Origin of the sequence: Streptomyces sp. NBC_00388, assembly GCF_036061255.1 — a bacterium.
Classification (GTDB): domain Bacteria; phylum Actinomycetota; class Actinomycetes; order Streptomycetales; family Streptomycetaceae; genus Streptomyces.
In genome coordinates, this window is the sequence record NZ_CP107948.1 from 3,646,080 (window position 1) to 3,668,198 (window position 22,119).

17 protein-coding genes, 4 tRNA genes, 1 other RNA gene and 1 pseudogene are annotated in these 22,119 nt (G+C 69.9%); 9 read left to right on the plus strand and 14 right to left on the minus strand.

Features of this window, described 5'->3' with window-relative positions:
- Nucleotides 1-41: 41 nt before the first annotated feature.
- From purL to purS, 3 genes are read right to left on the minus strand one after another with little or no spacing between them, the layout of a single operon-like run.
- Nucleotides 42-2,324: a phosphoribosylformylglycinamidine synthase subunit PurL gene (purL, locus tag OG917_RS16475; protein WP_328318352.1), complete on the minus strand. Its 2,283-nt coding sequence runs from the start codon at nt 2,322-2,324 to the stop codon at nt 42-44.
- A complete protein-coding gene (purQ, locus tag OG917_RS16480; RefSeq protein ID WP_328318353.1) occupies nt 2,321-3,001 on the minus strand; it encodes a phosphoribosylformylglycinamidine synthase subunit PurQ in 681 nt (226 codons plus the stop codon). Before purQ ends, purL begins: the two co-directional genes overlap by 4 nt.
- Nucleotides 2,998-3,249, minus strand: coding sequence for a phosphoribosylformylglycinamidine synthase subunit PurS (gene purS, locus OG917_RS16485; RefSeq protein ID WP_328318354.1), 252 nt, complete (start codon nt 3,247-3,249; stop codon nt 2,998-3,000). The genes purQ and purS overlap by 4 nt, the downstream gene beginning before the upstream one ends.
- 330 nt (nt 3,250-3,579) lie before the next feature.
- On the opposite strand from purS, the gene OG917_RS16490 reads away from it, so the two are divergent.
- The 8 genes from OG917_RS16490 (at nt 3,580) to OG917_RS16525 (ending at nt 8,438) form a co-directional block, all read left to right on the plus strand.
- Entirely contained in the window at nt 3,580-3,897 is a 318-nt protein-coding gene (locus tag OG917_RS16490; protein WP_328318355.1) for a histone-like nucleoid-structuring protein Lsr2, read from the plus strand.
- 133 nt (nt 3,898-4,030) lie between these two features.
- Nucleotides 4,031-4,102, plus strand: a tRNA-Gly gene (locus OG917_RS16495).
- Between the two features lie 86 nt (nt 4,103-4,188).
- Nucleotides 4,189-4,261 (plus strand) — tRNA-Gly (locus OG917_RS16500).
- Nucleotides 4,262-4,375: 114 nt separating this feature from the next.
- Nucleotides 4,376-5,284, plus strand: a complete 909-nt coding sequence (locus OG917_RS16505) for an ABC transporter ATP-binding protein (RefSeq protein ID WP_328318356.1) — start codon at nt 4,376-4,378, stop codon at nt 5,282-5,284.
- Between the two features lie 170 nt (nt 5,285-5,454).
- Nucleotides 5,455-6,198, plus strand: a complete 744-nt coding sequence (locus OG917_RS16510; protein ID WP_328321950.1) for an ABC transporter permease — start codon at nt 5,455-5,457, stop codon at nt 6,196-6,198.
- A gap of 61 nt (nt 6,199-6,259) precedes the next feature.
- Entirely contained in the window at nt 6,260-7,579 is a 1,320-nt protein-coding gene (locus tag OG917_RS16515; RefSeq protein WP_328318357.1) for a sensor histidine kinase, read from the plus strand.
- A 161-nt stretch (nt 7,580-7,740) separates the two neighbouring features.
- The gene (locus tag OG917_RS16520; protein ID WP_328321952.1) at nt 7,741-8,343 is read left to right on the plus strand and encodes a response regulator transcription factor; all 603 of its coding nucleotides are present in this window, start codon (nt 7,741-7,743) and stop codon (nt 8,341-8,343) included.
- Between the two features lie 22 nt (nt 8,344-8,365).
- Nucleotides 8,366-8,438 (plus strand) — tRNA-Gly (locus tag OG917_RS16525).
- 176 nt (nt 8,439-8,614) lie between these two features.
- On the opposite strand, the gene OG917_RS16530 is transcribed toward OG917_RS16525, so the two are convergent.
- From OG917_RS16530 to ffs, 6 genes are all read right to left on the minus strand, one after another.
- Nucleotides 8,615-9,514, minus strand: coding sequence for a phosphoribosylaminoimidazolesuccinocarboxamide synthase (locus OG917_RS16530; protein ID WP_328318358.1), 900 nt, complete (start codon nt 9,512-9,514; stop codon nt 8,615-8,617).
- Nucleotides 9,515-9,628: 114 nt separating this feature from the next.
- On the minus strand, nt 9,629-11,089 hold the full coding sequence (locus OG917_RS16535; RefSeq protein ID WP_328318359.1) for a N,N-dimethylformamidase beta subunit family domain-containing protein: 1,461 nt from the start codon (nt 11,087-11,089) through the stop codon (nt 9,629-9,631).
- A gap of 556 nt (nt 11,090-11,645) precedes the next feature.
- Complete coding sequence (locus tag OG917_RS16540) at nt 11,646-13,412, minus strand: hypothetical protein (protein WP_328318360.1); 1,767 nt, start codon at nt 13,410-13,412, stop codon at nt 11,646-11,648.
- A 233-nt stretch (nt 13,413-13,645) separates the two neighbouring features.
- Nucleotides 13,646-14,896: a phosphoribosylamine--glycine ligase gene (purD, locus tag OG917_RS16545; RefSeq protein ID WP_328318361.1), complete on the minus strand. Its 1,251-nt coding sequence runs from the start codon at nt 14,894-14,896 to the stop codon at nt 13,646-13,648.
- A gap of 125 nt (nt 14,897-15,021) precedes the next feature.
- A complete protein-coding gene (locus OG917_RS16550; RefSeq protein WP_328318362.1) occupies nt 15,022-17,331 on the minus strand; it encodes a DNA polymerase III subunit gamma and tau in 2,310 nt (769 codons plus the stop codon).
- Nucleotides 17,332-17,378: 47 nt separating this feature from the next.
- Nucleotides 17,379-17,473: signal recognition particle sRNA small type (gene ffs / locus OG917_RS16555), an RNA gene on the minus strand.
- Nucleotides 17,474-17,547: 74 nt separating this feature from the next.
- Between ffs and OG917_RS16560 the strand changes: the two genes are divergently transcribed.
- Nucleotides 17,548-17,632 (plus strand) — tRNA-Ser (locus OG917_RS16560).
- A 79-nt stretch (nt 17,633-17,711) separates the two neighbouring features.
- On the opposite strand, the pseudogene OG917_RS16565 reads toward OG917_RS16560, so the two are convergent.
- The 5 genes and pseudogenes from OG917_RS16565 to OG917_RS16585 all read right to left on the minus strand — a co-directional run.
- Nucleotides 17,712-18,332: pseudogene (locus OG917_RS16565) on the minus strand (tyrosine-type recombinase/integrase); the annotation flags it as partial.
- A 55-nt stretch (nt 18,333-18,387) separates the two neighbouring features.
- The gene (locus OG917_RS16570; RefSeq protein WP_328318363.1) at nt 18,388-18,972 is read right to left on the minus strand and encodes a hypothetical protein; all 585 of its coding nucleotides are present in this window, start codon (nt 18,970-18,972) and stop codon (nt 18,388-18,390) included.
- Between the two features lie 20 nt (nt 18,973-18,992).
- Complete coding sequence (locus OG917_RS16575) at nt 18,993-20,249, minus strand: DUF7224 domain-containing protein (protein ID WP_328318364.1); 1,257 nt, start codon at nt 20,247-20,249, stop codon at nt 18,993-18,995.
- Between the two features lie 3 nt (nt 20,250-20,252).
- Nucleotides 20,253-20,996: an ATP-binding cassette domain-containing protein gene (locus tag OG917_RS16580; RefSeq protein WP_328318365.1), complete on the minus strand. Its 744-nt coding sequence runs from the start codon at nt 20,994-20,996 to the stop codon at nt 20,253-20,255.
- A gap of 89 nt (nt 20,997-21,085) precedes the next feature.
- On the minus strand, nt 21,086-21,502 hold the full coding sequence (locus OG917_RS16585) for a hypothetical protein (protein WP_328318366.1): 417 nt from the start codon (nt 21,500-21,502) through the stop codon (nt 21,086-21,088).
- Nucleotides 21,503-22,119 lie beyond the last annotated feature (617 nt).

Sequence of the window (22,119 nt, forward strand, 5' to 3'; positions counted from 1 at the left end):
CGGGATCACCTCACCGGGGCGGCCACCGCCCGTGTCACGGTTCAGGCGAACAGCGCCGGGAGCGTGGCCTCGTGAGCGTCCTTCAGCTCGCCCAGCGCGATGCTGAACTCGCCCTGCACCTCGATCTCCGTACCGTCCACCACACCGATGCGGGTGACGGGCAGGCCCCGCGCCCCGCACATGTCGTTGAAGCGGAGCTCCTCGCTGCGCGGGATCGAGACGACCGCGCGCCCCGCCGACTCCGAGAAGAGGAAGGTGAAGGCGGACAGACCGTCGGGGACGACCAGCCGCGCCCCCTTCCCGCCGCGCAGGCAGGACTCGGTCACCGCCTGGATCAGGCCGCCGTCGGAGAGGTCGTGCGCCGCGTCGATCATGCCGTCGCGGGACGCCGCGATCAGGATCTCCGCGAGCAGCTTCTCGCGCCCCAGGTCGACCCGGGGCGGCAGACCGCCGAGGTGGTCATGGACCACCTGGGACCACGCCGAGCCGCCGAACTCCTCACGGGTGTCCCCGAGCAGGTAGAGCAGCTGGCCCTCCTCCGCGAACGCCATCGGCGTACGGCGGTTGACGTCGTCGATCACGCCCAGGACCGCCACGACCGGCGTCGGGTGGATGGCCGCGTCGCCCGTCTGGTTGTACAGCGACACATTGCCGCCGGTGACCGGCGTCCCCAGCTCCAGGCAGCCGTCCGCGAGCCCGCGGGTGGCCTCGGCGAACTGCCACATGACGGCCGGGTCCTCGGGCGAACCGAAGTTCAGGCAGTCGGAGATGGCGAGCGGCTTCGCACCGGTGGTGGCGACGTTGCGGTACGCCTCGGCCAGCGCCAGCTGCGCACCCGTGTACGGGTCCAGCTTCGCGAACCTGCCGTTGCCGTCGGTCGCCATGGTCACGCCCAGATTCGACTCCTCGTCGATCCGGACCATGCCCGCGTCCTCGGGCATCGCGAGCACCGTGTTGCCCTGCACGAAACGGTCGTACTGGTCGGTGATCCACGCCTTCGACGCCTGGTTCGGCGACGCGACGAGCTTCAGGACCTGCTCCCGCAGCTCGGCCGCGGTGGCCGGGCGGGGAAGCTTGCCGGCGTCGTCCGCCTGGAGGGCGTCCTGCCAGTCGGGGCGTGCGTAGGGCCGGTTGTACGTGGGGCCCTCGTGGGCGACCGAACGCGGCGGCACGTCCACGATCTGCTCGCCGTGCCAGAAGATCTCCAGCTGTGAGCCCTCGGTCACCTCACCGATGTCGGTGGCGATGACATCCCACTTCTCGCAGATCTCCATGAACCGCGCGACGTGCTGCGGCTCGACGATCGCGCACATGCGCTCCTGCGACTCGCTCATGAGGATCTCCTCCGGCGAGAGCGAGGAGTCGCGCAGCGGGACGGTGTCCAGCTCCACCCGCATCCCACCGGAACCGGCGCTCGCCAGTTCGGAGGTGGCACAGGAGAGCCCGGCGCCGCCGAGGTCCTGGATGCCCGCGACCAGCTTCTCCTTGAAGATCTCCAGGGTGCACTCGATGAGGAGCTTCTCCTGGAAGGGGTCGCCGACCTGGACGGCAGGGCGCTTCGCGGGGCCGGTGGACTCGAAGGTCTCGGACGCCAGCACGGAGACGCCGCCGATGCCGTCGCCGCCGGTGCGGGCGCCGTACAGGATGACCTTGTTGCCGGCGCCCGAAGCCTGCGCAAGGTGGATGTCCTCGTGCTTCATCACACCGATACAGCCCGCGTTGACCAGCGGATTGCCCTGGTAACAGGGGTCGAAGACGACCTCGCCGCCGATGTTCGGCAGCCCCAGGCAGTTGCCGTAACCGCCGATGCCGGCGACGACGCCCGGCAGGACGCGCCTGGTGTCGGGGTGGTCCGCGGCGCCGAACCTGAGCGGGTCGACGACCGCGACCGGGCGGGCGCCCATGGCGAGGATGTCGCGGACGATGCCGCCGACGCCGGTCGCCGCGCCCTGGTAGGGCTCGATGTACGAGGGGTGGTTGTGCGACTCGACCTTGAAGGTGACCGCGTACCCCTGGCCGACGTCCACGACACCGGCGTTCTCACCGATGCCGACGAGCATCGCGTCGTTGTCCGGGACCTTCTCGCCGAACTGCTTGAGGTGGACCTTGCTGCTCTTGTACGAGCAGTGCTCGGACCACATCACGGAGTACATCGCGAGCTCGGCGCCGGTCGGACGGCGGCCGAGGATCTCGCGGATCTGCGCGTACTCGTCCTCCTTGAGGCCGAGTTCCTTCCAGGGCTGCTCGGCCCCGGGGGTCGCCGCGGCGTGCTCGACGGTGTCGAGGCGGCCCTTGGCGGCGCTCTCGTTCTGTGCAGTCGTCATGCGTTGACCAGCTTCTTCAGGATCGAGGAGAAGAATCCGAGGCCGTCGGTGCGCCCCGTACCGATCAGCGGCTCCACGGCGTGCTCGGGGTGCGGCATCAGGCCGACCACGTTGCCGGCGGCGTTGGTGATGCCGGCGATGTCACGGAGCGAACCGTTCGGATTGCCGTCGAGGTACCGGAAGGCGACCCGGCCCTCGGCCTCCAGCTCGTCGAGCACCCGCTCGTCGGCCACGTAGCGGCCGTCGATGTTCTTGAGGGGTACGGAGATCTCCTGGCCGGCGGTGTAGTCGGCGGTCCAGGCGGTCTCCGCGTTCTCGACGCGCAGCTTCTGATCGCGGCAGATGAAGTGGAGATGGTTGTTCCGGAGCATCGCGCCCGGCAGCAAATGCGACTCGGTCAGGATCTGGAAACCGTTGCAGATACCGAGGACCGGGAGACCGGCCTTCGCCTGCTCGATGATCGTCCCCATCACCGGCGAGAAGCGGGAGATGGCGCCGGCCCGCAAATAGTCGCCGTACGAGAAACCACCCGCGAGGACGACGGCGTCGACCTGCTGGATGTCCTTGTCGCGATGCCAGAGCGAAACCGGTTCGGCACCCGCGACGCGCACGGCGCGCAGAGCGTCCCGGTCGTCGAGCGTGCCCGGAAAGGTGACGACTCCGATACGAGCTGTCACTTCTCTTCCTCCACCTTCACGGTGAAGTTCTCGATGACGGTGTTGGCGAGGAACGTCTCGGCGAGCTCGTTGATACGGGCGAGGGCGGCGTCATCAACCGGCCCGTCGACCTCCAGCTCGAAACGCTTTCCCTGACGTACGTCGGCGATTCCCTCGAAGCCGAGACGGGGCAGTGCACGCTGCACCGCCTGTCCCTGCGGGTCGAGGATCTCCGGCTTGAGCATGACGTCGACTACGACGCGTGCCACTGGCACTCCCGGTGTGTGGTGCGAAGGCGGTCCTGTCAGACTACCTGTCCAGAGAATCTACGCGGGTAGATATCAGACCGGCCCGATCACGTTCAGATATCGGCCGGGACAACACCGAAGGAAAATCCTCGAAAAAATCCGCCTAGCGGATTGCACTCGGACACGCGCATGTAATTGGGTGGGCTTCACAATGCGACGCCTTCCGCTGTACAAAGGAATTGGCGTAACTCAAAATCAGCCGCAAGGCCGACATCACAGCACGTCAGCACGGCGGCACGCCCGCGTGACACCGCGCAGGCGCAGTGATGTCGAAGGAAAGGACCGAAGTCCGTGGCTCAGCGAGTAGTGGTCACGCTCTCCGACGACATCGACGGCGGAGAAGCGGCGGAAACGGTCACCTTCGGTCTCGACGGGAAGTCGTACGAGATCGACCTCAATACCGCCAATGCAAAGAAACTGCGCAAGTCGCTGGCCCCCTTCCTGGAGGTGGCCCGAAAGCAGTCGAAGTCCGGCAAGGCCTACCGGCACACCTCGGTGGCCCCGGATCCTGCGGCGGTCCGCGCCTGGGCCCGGTCCAACAAGATGGAGGTGCCGGCCAGGGGCCGCATCCCCAAGAAGGTCTACGAGGCGTTCAACGCGGCGGGCTGACCCGCTCCGGGGTGGCCGGCGGCCGGGGCCGACTCCCCCCGGGACCGCCCGACTTGCATTCCACCCCTGCTGGTCGGCTAGAGTCTGGAGCACGCCGAAGGGCGAGGCCGAAAGGCCCCGTTCGAAGCAGCGTGCGGGTGTAGTTCAGTAGTAGAACATCCCCCTTCCAGGGGGAAGGCGCAGTGTGCAATTCCTGTCACCCGCTCTGCATCACTCTCCGGACCGGTCCACTCGGACTGTCGGGTAGAGTAGTGCTCGCACCGCCCGGTGAAAGCCGGTCGGGTGCAATCTGCGGACGTAGCTCAGTTGGTAGAGCGCAACCTTGCCAAGGTTGAGGTCGCCAGTTCGAACCTGGTCGTCCGCTCAGCAGCAGGAAAGAGAAGCCCCCGGTCGGAATTCGACCGGGGGCTTCTCCGTGTCCCCACTCTGATGACATATGTCATCGGGCTGGAGCCGGGGACGGGGGCAGCCTGGATGCATGACAGATGTGATTGAGGTCGCAGACCTGCGGCGCAGCTACGCCGGTGGGTACGAGGCGGTGGCCGGTATCTCCTTCTCCGTGGCAGCCGGGGAGCTCTTCGCGCTGCTGGGGACGAACGGCGCGGGCAAGACCTCCACGGTCGAGCTCCTGGAGGGCCTCGCCCCGCCGAGCGGTGGCCGGGTGCGCGTGCTCGGGCACGATCCGTACCGCGAGCGCGCCGCCATCCGGCCGCGGACAGGGGTAATGCTCCAGGAGGGCGGTTTCCCGCCCGATCTGACGGTGGCCGAGACGGTCCGGATGTGGGCGGGCTGCACCAGCAGGGCACGGCCGGTCGGCGAGGCCCTGGAGATGGTGGGGCTCGGCGGGCGTTCTGCCATACGGGTGAAGCAGCTGTCCGGCGGGGAGAAGCGGCGGCTGGACCTGGCGATGGCACTCCTGGGCAGGCCCGAGGTCCTCTTTCTCGACGAGCCGACGACCGGCCTCGACGCCGAAGGGCGCCGGGAGACCTGGGAGTTGGTGAGGGGGCTGCGTGACGGCGGCACGACGGTCCTGCTGACCACGCACTATCTGGAGGAGGCCGAAGTGCTGGCCGACCGGCTGGCGATCCTGCACGAGGGGCGCATAGCGGCCGAGGGCCGGGTGGACGAGGTGGTGTCCGCACAGCCCTCTCAGATCTCCTTCTCCCTGCCCGAGGAGATCGCGGTCGGCGATCTGCCCCCGTTGGGGAGTTACGTCCGCACCGCGGGGGTCGTCCGGTTGCGGACGGACGCACTGCAGCGGTCCGCCACCGAACTCCTGCTGTGGGCGCGGGAGATGGACATCGAGCTGCGGGGGCTCGATGTCCGGTCGGCCTCGCTCGAAGAGGCATTTCTCGGTATCGCACAGAAGCAGGAGGTCACGCGGTGAGCACCACGGGGGAGCGGGGCACAGGAGCGCGCGTCATGGCTGCTGGGGCTGTGGCGGTCGCCGAAAAGGCCGCACACGAGGGAACCGACCGGAAGAAGGGCGGGAAGAAGGGCGGGAGGCAGGGCCGGGCGCGGGCCGGAGAGGGGGTGCGAACGTTCAGCGCGGGCCGGATGGCCGCGCTGGCACGTGCCGAGCTGACGCTGCTGGGCCGCAGCAAGGCCTCGCTCTTCACCATGCTGGTGCTGCCCCTCTCGATGACCTTTGTGATCTCGGCGACGACGGACCAGGACACCCTGGACAAGGCGGGCTTGTCGGCCGGTGTGGTGCTGCTGCCCGGCGCCATCGGGTTCGGCCTGCTCTTCGCTCTCTACAACGGCGCGGTCGGTGTACTGGTGGTCCGCCGCGAACAACTGGTGCTCAAGCGGCTGCGTACGGGAGAAGCCCGGGACGCGGAGATCCTCGCCGGAGCGTCGCTGCCCTCCGTGATCATCGCGCTGGTGCAGTGCGCGATCCTGACGGTCGGATGTGCGGTGGTCTTCGACATGGGGCTGCCGCCGGCGCCGCTCCTGCTGTTCCTGGGTCTCGCGCTGGGGATCGTGATGCTGACCGCGCTGGGGGCGGCCACCGCGGGCGTCACCAAGTCCGCGGAGGGCGCCCAGCTCACGATCATCCCGCTGATGCTGGTGACGATGGCGGGTTCAGGTGTGTTCGTGCCGCTGGAGATCTATCCCGACCGGCTGGCATCGGTGTGCGAGCTGCTGCCGCTCACCCCTGTCGTGGAGCTGGTGCGGGGCGCCTGGACGGGATCGATGTCCGTGTACGGCGTCGTGGGGCATGTACTCACGACGGTGGCCTGGACCGCGCTCTCGGTGTTTGCTGTACGCCGGTGGTTCCGCTGGGAGCCCCGGCGCTGACCACGGCCGGAGGCTTCAGGGTGGGCCGAAGTCCGGCCGGCACAGGATTCAGGGGGGCGTGATGCAGTGGCTGCGGGGATGGCGCAAGCGGGGCGGATTCGCCCAGGCCGATCTCTACTCGCGGGGGGCCATATACGCACTGCTGTGGCTGGCCGTCGCCCTGCAGGTGATGTTCAGCGTGACGCGGCCGGTCCGTCACTCGGGGGCGCCCGCAGCGCTGATCGCCGGATCCTGTCTGCTCGCCGTCGCTCAGGGCGTGTTCTGTACCTCACTGCTCGCCGGGGGCCTGACCGAGTATCTGGGCCGGGCCAGGCTCCCCCGGCGGCTGGTCGCCTTCGGGGCCGTACTGATGACCACGGATCTGGCGTCCGTTCTCGTGCTCTCGGCAGGTGTCGGGCTGCGGCACTTCCCTGGGCTGGCGGCGCTGCCGTGCGCCGCTGTGGCGCCGTTCACGATGGCGCACAGCCTGATCGTGCGGAAGCGGACTACTGCCCTGGTACAGCTGGGCGCCCTGGTCCCCATGTGCGGGACGCTGGCCCTGCTCGGCGGGGACCGGCGGCTCATCGGGGCCTGCCTGGCCGGAATGGTGGGCGGGCCCGCGTGGTACGCCATCACCACCCGCTGTTCGGCATGGCACCTGAGGGTGATGTGGAAGCTGCACGAGGCCAAGGACGTGGAGGCACGGCTGGCGGTCGCGGAGGAACGCCTGCGGTTCGGGCGCGATCTGCACGACGTGATGGGGCGGAATCTCGCCGTGATCGCGCTGAAGAGCGAGCTGGCGGTGCAGCTGGCCCGGCGGGGGCGGCCCGAGGCCGTGGCACAGATGACCGAGGTGCAGCGCATGGCGCATGAAGCGCAGCGGGAGGTGCGTGAGGTGGTGCGGGGATACCGGGGAGCGGACCTCGCCACGGAACTGGGCGGAGCACAGGGCGTGTTGGAAGCGGCCGGCATCGAGTGCGGCGTCACCGGGCCACCGGAGGGGCTCCCCGCGGATGTGCAGTCGGCGCTCGGCTGGGTCGTCCGGGAAGCGGCCACCAATGTGCTGCGCCATGGAGATGCCCGGCGCTGCACCATCGCGGTGGCCGGATCGGTATCGACCGTGACGCTGACCGTCGAGAACGACGGGGCAGCCGAAGAGAACAGAAGCGGCGCCCCCGCGGGGACGGGTCTCGCCGGGCTGCGGGAGCGGCTGACCGCTGTGGACGGGACGCTGACGGCCGGCCCGGCCACCGGCGGGAGGTTCCGGCTGACCGCGGAGGTCCCGCTGACCGGCGGGCCGGGCCGGTCGGCGGCCCCTTCTCGCGCCGGCGCCACCCGCGCCCCGGCCCACGCCCCGGCCCGCACCCCGGCCTCCGAGCCGACCGAAGGAGCAACGACGTGAACGACAGGACCGAGCCGTCGCCGGCACCCTGTCCCCCGGCAGCGGCAGCGGCCCCCAGGCCCGGACCGGACCCCGCACCCGGCACCGCCGGCTCCCCTTCGGTACCGGCGCCCCTCACACCGCCGGCTCCCGGGCCGGTTGTCACGCCGCCCTCCGCGCCCATACGTGTGCTGCTCGCGGACGACGAGCACCTCATCCGTGGGGCGCTCGCCGCGCTGCTCGGGCTGGAGGACGATCTGGTGGTCGTGGCCGAGGCAGCGTCCGGGCCCGAAGCTCTCGCCATGGCGCGGGCGCACCGGCCCGATGTCGCGGTGCTCGACCTGCAGATGCCGGGGGCCGATGGTGTGAGCGTGGCCACATCGCTGCGGTCCGCACTCCCAGGGTGCCGCTGCATGATCGTCACCAGCCACGGGCGCCCGGGGCACCTCAAGCGGGCGCTCTCCGCAGGGGTCAAGGGGTTCGTTCCGAAGACGGTCTCCGCCCAGCGGCTTGCGGAGATCATCCGGACGGTTCGGGCCGGAGGCCGTTATGTGGACCCGGAGTTGGCCGCCGACGCGATCTCCGCGGGTGACTCTCCGCTCACGGCCCGGGAGGTGGAGGTGCTGGAGCTGGCGGCAGACGGCGCACCGATCGCGGAGATCGCCGGCCGCGCCTCCCTGTCGCAGGGCACCGTCCGCAACTATCTGTCGTCGGCCGCCTCGAAGCTGGGAGCGGAGAACCGTCATACCGCGGTGCGTCTCGCACGGGAGCGAGGTTGGGTATAGTGGTGCCCGCGCCACGGCGCATGCGGACGTAGCTCAGTTGGTAGAGCGCAACCTTGCCAAGGTTGAGGTCGCCAGTTCGAACCTGGTCGTCCGCTCAGCAGCAGGAAAGAGAAGCCCCCGGCCGGATTCCGGCCGGGGGCTTCTCCGTGCGCGGGCTTCTCTGTACTCGGGCTTCTCCGTGCGCACAGGCCGGCCGGGCTGTCACGTCATCCCTCGCGCGGCCGTGCAGGCCTCCGCGAGGGGTGACGATCGGCGAGACGGCCGCGGGCGGCTACGACCAGGGGGTCCCGGTCAGCAGCTCGTACGCCTCCACGTACTTGGCGCGGGTCGCGTCCACGATCTCCTGCGGGAGCTCGGGCGGCGGCAGTTCACCCTTGCGGTCCCAGCCGGAAGCGTCCGAGGTCAGCCAGTCCCGCACGAACTGCTTGTCGTACGAGGGCTGCGCATGCCCCGGCTCCCACTCGGCCGCGGGCCAGAAGCGGGACGAGTCCGGAGTCAACACCTCGTCGGCGATGACCAGTCGGTCACCGTCGTAACCGAACTCGAACTTCGTGTCGGCGAGGATGATGCCCCGTTCGCGCGCGATACCCCGGGCCCGCTCGTACACATCGAGGGTCGTACGGCGCAGATCGGCGGCGGTCTCCGCGCCCGTCTGGCGCGCGACCTCCTCGTAGCTCACGTTCTCGTCGTGATCACCGACGGCCGCCTTGGTGGCAGGCGTGAAGATCGGCGCGGGGAGCTCGGAACCGTCGGTCAGCCCCTCCGGCAGCGCGAGACCGCAGACAGTGCGGTGCGCCTCGTACTCCACCAGACCCGAGCCGGTGAGGTAGCCGCGGGCCACGCACTCCACCGGGACCATCCGCAGTGACCTGCAGATCAGGGTGCGGCCCGCCCAGTCGGCGGGGGCGCCTGCCGGCAGGTCCGTGGAGAGGACGTGGTGCGGTACGAGATCGGCGAGCTGGTCGAACCACCAGAGCGACAGCTGGGTCAGCACCCGGCCCTTGTCGGGGATCTCGGTGGGCAGCACCCAGTCGTACGCCGACATACGGTCGCTGGCGACCATCACGAGGTCGCCCGCCTCGTTCTGGTACAGATCGCGCACCTTGCCGGTGTGCAGGTGTACCAGGCCCGGCACCTGAAGCGGCTCGGGCTTTTCTACGAATCCGGACACGGTTCCTCCCCGTGGTTCTGTCCAAGCGGTGGGGTCGGAGTCGATTCTCCCGTATGCGCTGCGTGCGGGCCGCCCCAGGGTCGCCCGGGGGCGGCGGACGGGTCGGCCCGCCGGTCAGTCGCGCTTGCAGATGCGGTCGAGGAGATTGGCTGTCGCCCGCTGGATCCGGGAATCGACGTGCCCGGGACGGTCCAGCGCGGGTGACCAGGCGAACGTGCCCGACGCGAAGACGAGCGAGCCGGACGGGGCGCGGTACAGGGATGTCTCCTGGTGCCGCACGACCCCCTCGCTGTCCTCGTACGGCGAGTGTGCGAGCAGGATCCGGCTCTCGTGCTGCGGGAGCGCGGTACGCGGGAAGTAGCGGTCCGCCTCGCCCGCGACCAGTCCGGCGAGCTCGTCGCCCTCGCCCGCGCCGGTCGCGTCCCAGAGCCAGTGCCCGGCATTACGCACGACCAGCGGACTCGGTTCGGGGACCCGCCCTGCGTACTGGATGCCGAGCAGCTGCTGTTCCGGCCGGTCGATCTCGCGCCAGAGCGTCGGCTTTCCGGGGCCGCGGCGCTTGCGGCAGGTGAGGAGCCGGTCCGCGACACCGGACGGCGAGGGGGCGAGGTCCACCTGCCAGTACATGGTGTTGGCCGAGAGGAAGACGAGGGAGGTGCCGTGTTCGCGGGCGATCTCCGTCGTACGCCGCATGGGCACCGACCAGTACTCGTCGTGACCGGGGAAGACCAGACCGCGGTAGCGGGTGGGGTCGATGCGCCCGGCGTGCAGGTCGCGGGCATCGGCGTAGGCGAGGTCGTATCCGTACCGCTCGGCCCAGCGGATGAAGTCGTAGGCGTGGCCCACGTGCAGGGGCAGGCCGGCGCCCGCATAGGGCCGGTCGAAGGAGACCGTGGTGGCGGCGTCCTCCTCACCGAGCAGGCGGCCCACTCCGTCCCACGCGTGGTAGAGGCTGGCGCCGGTGTGCCCGTCCTCCGGGTAGAGGTTGTAGGCCTGCCAGGTCACGTCGGGCAGCAGCAGGAGCAGGTCCGCCGGGTGGCTGTCCCGGACGGTGAACGGGATGTGGGAGCGGTAACCGTCGACGGTGGTCAGGACAGCGACATAGGCGCCGATCGACCAGTACGAAGGAATCTGCAACCGCCAGGAGAGCCACCAGTGGTGGCAGGAGACCGTGCGGTCGGCGGTGAGCGGAGCCGGCTGGACGATTCCGGAGATCCGCGGGCTGGTGGTGATCTTCGCGGCGCCGTCGCCGCCGTAGTGACCGATGCGGTAGATGTCGACGGAGAACTGCTGGGGCGGGTCGACCGTGACGTGGAAGTCGATGGCCTCGCCCGGGGCGGCGGCCCCGGTGGACGCGAACCCCTTGATCTGCTTCTTCACGTCGTCGGCTGTGCGTGGTCCGCCGGAGCGGTGGTGTGCCGCGTCCGGGTCGGCGTACCAGGGGACGACATGGCCGGTGTCGTCGAAGTAGTTCTCGCTTCCGCGAAGCCAGGGCAGTGGGCCCTGTCCGAACGGATCCGAGACGGCGTGCGCGAGTGCCCCCGATTCCCAGCGCCGGATCTGCTCCGCCCCCATGCGGCTCCCCTTCCATCGGCCGCTCAGGCACAACAGTGATGCACCGACTGTCAGCGACCGGCCCCAGCACATCACATAAGGCACTCACTCCGTCACTGTTCGTCGCGAATTGGAGCGCACAGTGCCCAATTTGTTGAATGGTCCAGGCCGGATCCCGGGCGCTCATGGCTCGGCATACGAGGACCGGCACGAGCAACACCGGTCACGACATGGTCGCTTCGGCCCTGGCCCTGTCGGCGCGTCCCGGCCCTGGCCCGTCATCCGGCCCGGCCACGGCGTCCCCGGTCCGGGCCCAGCATCACCGGCCGGTACTCGTACTCTCGTTCGGCTGCGTATCCCCCGGCCCGGACACCTCGTCCCGGGACAGGCCGGGGGGGCGCCGGCGAGAGGACCCAGCGGGGAGGTCACAGCGGAGAGGCGCCCACCGGAAGGGCACACCGGGCGGAGAGGCCCCACCGGGAGGGCACACCGGGCGGAGAGGCGCCCACCGGGAGGGCACAAGAAGAGGGGGCTCCGCCGGGGAGGGGGCTCCGAGGGCCGGGAAGCGCCGGGTCGTTCAGACCAGCCGAACCGGCTTCTCGGGGCGCACTCCCACCGCCGTCAGCCACTCCCGCAACGGCTCCCCGTCCCCGTCCTCCACCAGGGTCATCACATGGCCGCCCAGGTCGGCCCTGCGCTCGCCGCCCACCAGCAGCGCGGGACCGTCCAGCCAGTCAAGGCCGGGTGCCGCACCGGCGGTGTCGACCGCCGCGCAACACACCATCGCGGTGACATGGTCGGCGAGCAGATCACGCCCGGTACGGGGCGGCTGGAGCGGGAAGAGCGGGATCGCCCCGGTGTCCCAGAGCTCCTCGCCCTCCAGGGCGCCGCCCGGCACCGGCGCCGGTGCGGCACTCTCCTCCCGGGCGACCTCGGCGGTGACGGCAGCCGCCAGCGCCTCCATGTCGTCGGCCGCGAGATGGTCCAGGACGCGGGCCAGCGTGGGGTCTCCCGGCCCGTCCACCCGCGGGCCCGGCCGCGGGGCAGTGCCGGGGCGGGCTTCCGCCGCGCCGGGGCTCGCTCCGGCCGCACCCGGGCCCGGCCCGGCCGTGCCGTGCGCGTCGGGGCGGCCGGACCGGCCGAGTACGAGCTGGTCGAGAACACGGTGCAGCCTGGCCGCCTCCGTACGCCATTTCCGGTCGACAACCTCTTCCGGATACTGCTGCCAGTCCACCGGAGACCAGTCGGGGCCGGTGTCGGCCGGGCCACCGTGGAAGAGCCTGGCCGCGAGGAGCGAGGTGGCCGCGTCGACCGCGCCCGGCTCCTCAAGCAGGTCACAGGCCGGCCGCTCACCCAGCCGGGAGGTGAAGCCCTCGGCCAGCCGGTCCCTGCGCGACAGCTCGGTGAGCGCGGAGACCACCCCGGCGTCGAGCCGGGAGGGCCAGCGCCCCATCCGCCAGGCGGGCAGCGCGACCCGGGTCAGCAGCCGGTCCCAGCCCGCGTACGCCAGGCCGACCTGCTCCTGGGCGACGATCCGCAGCCCGTAATCCACCGCCTGTGCGCGGTCCGAAGCCGCGGCGGCGACACCGCGCTCCATCTCCGCCGCATGACCGCGACAACTGCGCAGCAGCAGCCGCGCGGTCCAGCCGATGAAGCCGTACGCGACGCGACGCACCGGGCCGAGACCGGCCCTGGACGCGACGGCGACCGCTGCGTCCAAGCCCCGGACGAACCGGCGCGAGGCCGCGATGTCGGGGTGTGCGGAAGGCCCCGTACCGGCGATGACCGGCGCGAGGAGCGCCCGCAGCTCGGCCACCCGCATCCACCACAGGAAAGGAGAGCCGATGACCAGCACGGGGGCGTCCGCCACCCGGCGGGAACGTATCGACAGCATCCCGCGCACCGCGCCCGGCCCGCCGCCGGTTATGGACTGCGCGGCGGGGTGCGAGCGGTCCTCCAGCCAGCTGTCGCAGTCAGGCGTGAGCGCTATCGCCGACGGCACGGGCACTTCGAGCCGGTCCGCGAGCTCCCGCACCATCCGGTGCAGATCCGGTGCGGACGCCTCCGTGAGCGCCACCGTCGGGCTGACGGCGGGCCCGGCCCTGACGATCACGGCTCCCACGACGGCAGCCGCGCCCAGCACCACCAGCGCGAATCCGGTCACGACCCAGCGCGCCACGTCCCAGTTTCCGCCACTGAGGCGGCCCATGGCACCACCGGCCAGCAGCACGACCGCGACCGCGGCCGGCAGCAGCGCGACGGCCAGGGCTCTGCCCCGGACCCCCAGCACGGCCAGCGCATGGGCGCGTGCGCCCTGCGCACCCCGCTTCTCACGCGTGTTCACACGCGCATCACTCGCACGGTTGTCGGACACGGCTGGACGTCACCCCCCTCTGCCCCTGCGACGGCTTTGCTCACTCCCCCACTGTGGCACCCGCCACTGACATCGCAATGCCGGTGGGCCAAGTGCCGGAACGCCTGCGCCGCACACTAGTTGGGGACCCGGCGAGCGTCATCCGGATGGGCGAGCCGTCACCCGATGGAATGGCTTTGGGTAAAGGTGCTGACGAGAAGCCGTCAGATGGCTGCGGCTTTCGCAGCGATGTCCGTACGATGCTGCGCCCCGTCGAGCCGCACCCTGTCCAGCGCGGTGTACGCGCGCTCACGGGCCTCACCCAGATCGGCGCCGGTCGCGGTCACCGAGAGCACCCGGCCACCCGCGCTGACCACCGCACCGCCGTCGAACCGGGTGCCGGCGTGCAGCACGTACGCATGGGGCGCATCCTGGGCCGCCACCTCGTCGAGCCCGCCGATGGGGTCGCCGGTGCGCGGGGTGTCCGGGTAGTTGTGCGAGGCGATGACGACGGTCACGGCGGCCTCGTCGCGCCAGTTCAGCGGGGGGACCGTGTCGAGGGTGCCGTTGGCCGCGTGCAGCAGGACACCGGCCAGCGGGGTCTTCAGCCTCGCCAGGACCACCTGGGTCTCCGGGTCGCCGAAGCGGGCGTTGAACTCGATGACGCGCACCCCCCGTGACGTGATCGCGAGGCCCGCGTAGAGCAGCCCCGCGAAGGGTGTACCCCGGCGGCGCAACTCGTCGACGGTCGGCTGGAGCACGGTCTGCATGACCTCGTCGACCAGCTTGGGGTCGGCCCAGGGCAGTGGGGAGTAGGCCCCCATGCCGCCGGTGTTGGGCCCCTCGTCGCCGTCGAGAGCGCGCTTGAAGTCCTGTGCGGGCTGGAGCGGCAGGACGGTCACGCCGTCCGAGATGGCGAAGAGCGAGACCTCCGGGCCGTCGAGGAACTCCTCGATGACCACACGGCCGCACGCCAGCGCATGGGCGCGGGCCGCCGCGACGTCCTCGGTCACGACGACGCCCTTGCCCGCCGCGAGGCCGTCGTCCTTGACCACGTACGGGGCGCCGAAGGCGTCGAGCGCCGCGTCGATCTCAGCCGGGGTGGTGCAGACGTAAGCGCGGGCGGTGGGGACGTTCGCCGCTGCCATCACGTCCTTGGCGAAGGCCTTGGAGCCCTCCAGCTCAGCCGCTTCCCGGCTCGGACCGAAGCACGGGATGCCTTCGCCCCGTACCGCGTCGGCGACACCCGCGACCAGGGGCGCCTCGGGGCCGACGATGACCAGCCCGGCTTCGAGCCGGACCGCCAGCCGTGCGACGTCCGCGCCGTCGAGCGCGTCCACCGCGTGCAGTTCGGCCACTTCCGCGATGCCCGCGTTACCGGGGGCACAGTGCAGGGAGGTGACCTCGGGGTCGAGGGAAAGAGAGCGGCACAGGGCGTGTTCGCGGGCGCCGCCGCCGATGACAAGGACCTTCACGGGGCGAAGCCTAGCCCGCGCACCGGTTCCGCCCAGGCGCGGGCCTTGTGCAGGCAGCCGAAACGGGGCGCCCCACGTGTTTGTAGCTTCCTCCACGGACGCGCGGGCAGCGGTCGGCGGCTCGGCTACTCGTTCGTGAACTCCTCGACCACGGTCGCCCCCAGCTCGCGCACGATCAGGTCGTGGCCGGAGAGTGCCGAGTCGACCAGGTCGGGGTCGTCGTCCTCAGGGGTGTCGTCCTCCAGCGAGACAGGCGGCGGCCCGTCCGCCGGTGGTGGCGGCTCGGGCTCCCGGAATGCCTGGGGCCGCTGACGCTGCGGTGGCTCGGGGGCGGGCGGCTGCTGGACCGGGCCGGGTGCGGCAGGACCTCCTCCCCCCGTCTGGGGCGCCGGGCGCTGCGGCGCCGGGGAGGAACCGCCGGGGCCGGGGTGGTTGCTGCCGCCCGGAGGCTGCGTACCGCCTGAGGGGTCGACGATCGCGTCGACCCTCCACTGGACGTGGAACCGGTCGGCGAGGACCTGCTTCAGTACGTCCTCACTGCCGCTGGACGCGAAGTTGTCCCGGGCCCCCGAATTGGGGAATCCGAGCTGGAGGGTCGTCCCGTCGAAACCGGCGACCTGGGCGTTCTGACTGAGCAGGATCCAGGTGAAGCGGCGCTTGTTCTTGACGGCTTCCAGGATCTCCGGCCACATGTTCCGCACCTGGGCCGCGCCCTGGGCCATACCGGGCGCGGGTGCGGCGGAGGACGGTGACGACGGGCCGGCGGCGCCGGTCTGAGGGGCCGAAGGCGCGGGCTGCCCCTGCCCGGGCGCAGCGGCGGAGGGCCAGCTGCCCGCTGCGCGCTGGGGCTGAGGTGGGGACTGGGGCTGGGCTGCCGGGGCGGCAGCGCCGGGCCAGGCGCCGGGCTGCCGGGCGGCGGGAGCCTGCGCGGTGGCTGGTTCCGGTGCCGCGGCCGGCGGCTGAGCGGACGCTCCGGATGGGGCGGCAGGGGGACGTGCCGTGTCGGCCGGCTGCACGGCAGGAGCGTCCCCGCCACGGGCACCCGCACCGGGCACTCCACCGGAGCCACCGGAACCGGCCACCGCGCCGGAACCGGCCGCCGCATCCGCGCCCCCGTTGTCCCCGCGGGCCGCGGCACGGGCGGCAGCAGGCCCGGTACCGGGCGCGACCGTCCCGCCGCCCGGTCCGGGAGGCCCGGACGGTGCGGCCATGGCCGGATGCGCCTCGGCCCCCGGGACGTATCCCATGGCGGGTCCCTGCCCACCGGGCACGAAGGCGCCGCCGCGCTCCAGGCGGTCCAGCCGGGCCTGGAGGGAGCGCTCGTCGTCGAAGGCGGCCGGGAGGAGCACCCGCGCACAGATCAGTTCGAGCTGGAGCCGCGGGGACGTGGCACCACGCATCTCGGTGAGCCCGGTGTTGACCAGGTCCGCCGCGCGGCTCAGCTCGGCCGCGCCGAAGACGGAGGCCTGCGCCTGCATCCGCGCGACGACATCCGCCGGGGCGTCGATCAGCCCCTTCTCGCCCGCGTCCGGCACGGCGGCCAGGATCACCAGGTCGCGCAGGCGCTCCAGAAGGTCGGCGACGAACCTGCGCGGGTCATTGCCGCGCTCGATGACCTGGTCGACCAGCTCGAAGGCGGCGGCGCCGTCCGAGGAGGCGAACGCGTCGATGACGGAGTCGAGGAGCGTCCCGTCCGTGTAACCGAGGAGGGCCGTGGCCATGGCGTACGTCACACCGTCGTCGTCCGCGCCCGCCAGCAACTGGTCCATGACGGACATGGAGTCACGCACGGATCCCGCACCGGCCCGCACGACCAGGGGCAGCACCCCCTCCGCGACCCGGGCGCCCTCCTGCCCGCACACCTCACCGAGGTAGTCCCGCAGCGTGCCGGGCGGCACCAGCCGGAAGGGGTAGTGGTGCGTACGCGACCGGATGGTGCCGATGACCTTCTCGGGCTCGGTCGTCGCGAAGATGAACTTGAGGTGCTCCGGGGGCTCCTCGACCACCTTCAGCAGGGCGTTGAACCCCGCCGACGTGACCATGTGCGCCTCGTCGATGATGTAGATCTTGTAGCGACTGCCCGCAGGACCGAAGAAGGCCTTCTCGCGCAGGTCACGGGCGTCATCCACACCACCGTGCGAGGCCGCGTCGATCTCGATGACATCGATCGACCCCGGCCCGTTGCGCGCGAGGTCCTGGCAGGACTGGCACTCACCGCACGGCGTGGGTGTCGGCCCCTGCTCGCAGTTCAGACAGCGGGCCAGGATCCGCGCACTGGTGGTCTTGCCACAGCCGCGCGGCCCGCTGAACAGATACGCGTGGTTGACCCGGTTGTTCCGCAGGGCCTGCTGCAGCGGGGCAGTGACATGCTCCTGCCCGATGACCTCGGCGAACGATTCGGGACGGTAGCGGCGGTACAGCGCAAGGGACGACACATGTACGAGGTTATCGGGGCCCACCGACAACCGGCGCCGCAGAACGCAAAGGGGCCCCCCACGCACCCGCCAGAGCCAACCTACCCTTGCTGCCTTCCGGCCCTGGGGGAGTTCAGTCAGATAGCGCCACGTGAGGGGCTGACCCACACCCTAGCTGATCTACCGGGGTGGAATCGAGTTCGCTAGCACTCCCCAACGTCTTGTATTGTTTGCCGCGGAGGATTCGCCTAGTGGCCTAGGGCGCACGCTTGGAAAGCGTGTTGGGGGCAACCCCTCACGAGTTCGAATCTCGTATCCTCCGCATCCGCCCATCAGGGCAAACGAAGGGCCCCGCTGCTCAGCAGCGGGGCCCTTCGTGGTCTTCCGTCTCAGTTTCCGTCTCAGTTGGGGGCTGCGGGACCCTCGTTCGGGCCGCATCCCTCCTCTTCGATCACCTCGGGGGCGGGCCCCCAGAGCGCGTCCCCGACCTGTTGCGCGACGTTCTGCAGCATGGGGCCGGTGACATGCATGTACCGAGCCCTCATCCGTGCCGACCCTCCCGGCTCCCATCCCATGATGGCGTCCACCACCACATCGGGGACTCCGAGCAGGAGCAGCACGGTCCCGGCAGTGTGACGCGCATCATGCAAGCGCCCGTCCCGTACGCCTGCGTCTCCCAGAAGCTGCTTCCACCGGTGGTAGTCGGTGTTGGGGATGAGCGGCCCGCCGGTCTGCTGCGCGAAGACGTACCCCTTGTCCTCCCACAGGTCACCGGCTGTCTTCCGCTCCCGTTCCTGCTCTTCCATGTGCTTCCGGAGGAGTTTGATCAGTGGAATCGGGAGACCGATGGTCCGACGGCCAGCACGGGACTTGGTCTTTTTGAACTCCCGGCGGATCTGCCTGCGGTCCGGGCAGTAACCCGGTTTCCGGCCGCACTTGTCACCACAGCCGTGCTCGTACCTCGGGCGGAGGCGGTTCTTGCGGATCCGGATGTACCCGGCGTCCAGGTACACGTCCCAACGCGATGCGTTCCGATCAGCGGCGTTCCGCTGAGAAGCCGTGTCCGCCCCCACTACGTCAGATGTCGGACTGTCGTCCGTGGCGCTTCTCCCCCGCGGCCTTCGTGCTCAGATAGGCCGCGATCGCGAAGAGGCAGAACGCTACGATCGCTGAGAGTGCCGAGGTGCTCTCGTGCAATGGCCAAGCCCACGGGTACGGCCTTTGGCCGGGGCCCAATCCGACGAGCGCACACCCCACGGGGACCAAGGCCACAGCCAGAGGGCCGAACCTCGCTCCGAAGAAATTCTGCACGATGAGTCCCACACCGATGTACCCGACCAGGTTGCGGGCGACGCCGGGCGCCAGGTCGAAGTCGAGCCATCGCATCTCGATGAACCCAAAGACCAGAGCTACCAGAGCGGTTCCAGCGACCACGGCTGTCCGATACGCCGCAACGGGTCGAACGGCTACGGCGTCGGGCTCCCACGGCGCCCTGCTCAGCGCGTGCAGGAGCACGCAGGCAGGCACTACGGGGAGGGCAAGGGGGACGGGGATTCCCCTTCCCAGGCCCCCGAGGAGAGAAGGGATGGGCAAGGCGGACCCCGCGAGCAGGGGAGCAACAGCAAAGGTCGCGAGCAGAACAGCGCCGTAGGTACGTGCCATATGGACACGCAGCCACCAGATCACGACGGCCCCGCAGGCAAGGTTTGGAAGGACGCGGGGTTGAGGTCGGGCTTCACTGCGCAGTCCAGGACGGAGCGCATGTTGCGCTCGAACCAGGCGTGCTGCTGTGCGGGGCTCAGCATGCGTACGTGCTCGGCAAGGGTGACAGCGCCGCCTACCCAGTGCTGCATGAGATCGGCCTTGGGTTCGCCGCCCGTCAGCGCGAGCCACGCGTAGATCGCGGTCTGGGCGGCATCTCCGGGGTAATCGGCCTGGGGCTGCATCGCGCAGGCGGGGGGCTCGTGGGGAAGGATGCTGGTGGCCGCAACTGAGCGAACGTTACTTTCCGTCGGCCGGGGCTGGCCGAACTCCAGTCGCGGTGCGGTGGAAACGCCGACTGCGCGAACGCGACGCGTGGCGTCCTGGGCCCACTGGGAGATTGTCTTCTGGCGGTCGTACTGCTCTGGCCATACGCACACCGCGGGTCGGGCACCGGAGCACTTCAGGAGATGGTGGTCCCGAGCCTGCGTTCCTTGGAACTCCAGCGGAACCGCCAGCCCGACCGAGACGGCTGTTCCCACAACCACGGAAGAAAGCACGTAGGCACGGTGACGGCCCTTTTTTGTCCCGAAGACCGCGGCCAGGACGGCGGCCCCGACGAGCCCGGCGGAGAAGGTGATCGTGGCCGCCATACTGCGCACAGAGGCGGTCTGGTTGAGTCCGCAGCACTCCACGACACCCTGGCCGTTGAGGTGGCGCAGCCACGGTACTTCCCCCAGAGCGGCCGGCCAGAACCCCCAGAGGTAGCCGAAGATGAGCATGACGGCCGCTCCCAGCATCCGCGGCATCAACGGGCCGATGAGCCAGCCGAGCGCGATGTGGGAGAGGACCACCGTGTAGGCGGTGACCAGGACTCCCAGGCTGGGAAAGCCGGGTGCCCCTACAGCCGCGGTGGAGATAGCGAGGAGCGAAGCCAGCAGCCCCAGAGCCCCGAGCACGGCAACGGGGGCCAGGTGCATCCACGCGATCTGGAGGCCGGTGCGGGCCGGTGCCCAGCTATCCACCCCGGCGCGGTGAATTCTTGATGCCTCCCAGGCTGCGCACGCACCACAAGCGGCACTGACGAAGCCCAGAACGATCAGGGATTGTGTGGTTGCAGACTCCCAGTACTCGATCACAGAGTCGGTGTTCTGTGCGCCGAACCAGAACAGGACGGGAACGAGGATGAGTGCGATCCAGGCAGCCGGGCCTGACCGCAGCAGCGTGTTGATCCGCATGACTCAGACCTCCCCACGGACCATGGCGCGGTAGGCGCTCTCCGCGCGCCGCTCGACCGCCACATCCTCGGGAGCCCGGGCGAAGAACTCGCCCACCGTGCCCTGGAACATGTTCTGTCCCCGGTCCAGGACTATGACCGTGTCGTACACGTCCGCCAGGTCCTCGGTTTGGTGTGTGGACACCACGAAGCTGACGGAGCCTGACAGCTCAGCGAGCAGGTCTCGGAAGACTCCGCGCTGCACAGGGTCGAGGCCGGCCGTCGGCTCATCGAGCAGGACGACGTCCGCCTCATGGATCAGGGACTGCGCGATCCCCAACCGACGCAGCTGTCCGCCGGACAACTCGTGGCTGCGCCGCTGTGCTAGTTCCGTCAGGCGGACCTGCTCCAGGGCCCGGGCGGAACGCTCCCACGCCTCGGACTTCGACAGCCCCTTCAGCCAGCCCGCGTAGGCGGCCTGCTCTCGCACCGTCAGAGACGGAACAGACTTGATCTGCTGCGGCAGCCACCCCACCCTCTGACGGAACACCTTCCGGTGCCGTTTCTCTGCACTGTCCAGACGACCCAGTTGGACGCGGCCGGAGTCGGGGGACCGAACGGAAGCCCCCAGGGACAACAGAGTCGACTTGCCAGACCCGTTGGGGCCGAGCAGCACGGTGCACCCGGAAGGGAACTCCAGGGTCAGCTGGTCGAGCACCGGGACTCCAGCGCGGTACGCGAACGAGCAATCAGTGAAGCGGAGCGGCACAGCACGTCCAGGTGGTCAGGCGGAACGAGATGAGAAGGGCATTGTGCCCGGCCCCGCTCAAATGCGGGCCCGGGCACAATACTTGCAAATCAGTACTTGATGGTCACGCTAGAGACGTTGAGCTTGTACCCCGGCTGGTCAGTGCCGTTGAGCCCCGCGTAGTTGAAGTAGTAGGTCCCGGCGGCCTTGTCCCCAAAGCTACTGGTGTCGCAGTAGTTGTTGTCCCGGTTCACGACAGGGTCAGGGAGGGCGGCGCGCGCCTTCTTCAGCTGAAGCGAAGCATACGAGAACCGGTTCGGGGTCGAACCGGTGTTGCAGCCGGAGAACTTCACCGACGTTGAGGTCGAGTCGAGGTTCTTGTCCTCCCAGTGGCTCGACTCCTTGCCCGTCCCCCATCCACCGATGTGAGTGCTACGGCTGCCCTCCGCGAAGGCGGGCGCGATGGCGATCAGGCTGATGACTCCTGCACCTGCGGCGGCTGCGGCGATCTTGCGGTACTTGTTCATATTCCCCCTCCGTCTTAAAACACGTTCCACCACCGGTAACGGCACGTGGCCCCCCGTGACGGAATGAATTTTGCAGTGTGATCATAAGCGCACACACCGTGCTCCTGGTAGCGATTATGTTCGATTTGAGGAACACCTGAGGTTGCGCAAGCGAATGCAGATGGGAGGACATCCGCCCCCTGACAGATAGTCAACAACATTGCATAAGACGGCTCTTGCCCGATCGAACCTAGCCCTACATGCACTTTTGCCAGGTCGTCAGGCCGCGCCCGTTCAGGGGCTACATGCCCTGCCCTGCTCGGGGCATGGCTTGGCCACCGGATCGACTGCGGCGTATGCAAACGGTTGAGACCTGTGGCGTGTCGCCCTCGGAGCGGCCGTGGCCTGGTTGCAGTTCTGGTTGCATTCACCTCCGTACAGCACTGTTCAGGCGTCCCTTCCTTACCTTCTCCACCACAGGTCAGGACGTTCCCGTACGCCCCAGGACCCCCGGACGAACATTTGGAAAGCGTGTTGGGGGCAACCCCTCACGAGTTCGAATCTCGTATCCTCCGCAGTTGCCCCTCACCGGGCAGTACGTCGAAGGCCCCCGCAGCTTGCTGCGGGGGCCTTCGACG

Coding starts and splice junctions, on each gene's coding strand:
- OG917_RS16575 (WP_328318364.1), bottom strand. CDS start 20,249: ATGCGGATCAACACGCTGCTGCGGTCAGGCCCGGCTGCCTGGATCGCA.
- OG917_RS16535 (WP_328318359.1), bottom strand. CDS start 11,089: ATGGGGGCGGAGCAGATCCGGCGCTGGGAATCGGGGGCACTCGCGCAC.
- OG917_RS16505 (WP_328318356.1), top strand. CDS start 4,376: ATGACAGATGTGATTGAGGTCGCAGACCTGCGGCGCAGCTACGCCGGT.
- OG917_RS16585 (WP_328318366.1), bottom strand. CDS start 21,502: ATGAACAAGTACCGCAAGATCGCCGCAGCCGCCGCAGGTGCAGGAGTC.
- OG917_RS16510 (WP_328321950.1), top strand. CDS start 5,455: ATGGCCGCGCTGGCACGTGCCGAGCTGACGCTGCTGGGCCGCAGCAAG.
- purL (WP_328318352.1), bottom strand. CDS start 2,324: ATGACGACTGCACAGAACGAGAGCGCCGCCAAGGGCCGCCTCGACACC.
- OG917_RS16570 (WP_328318363.1), bottom strand. CDS start 18,972: ATGGCACGTACCTACGGCGCTGTTCTGCTCGCGACCTTTGCTGTTGCT.
- OG917_RS16515 (WP_328318357.1), top strand. CDS start 6,260: ATGCAGTGGCTGCGGGGATGGCGCAAGCGGGGCGGATTCGCCCAGGCC.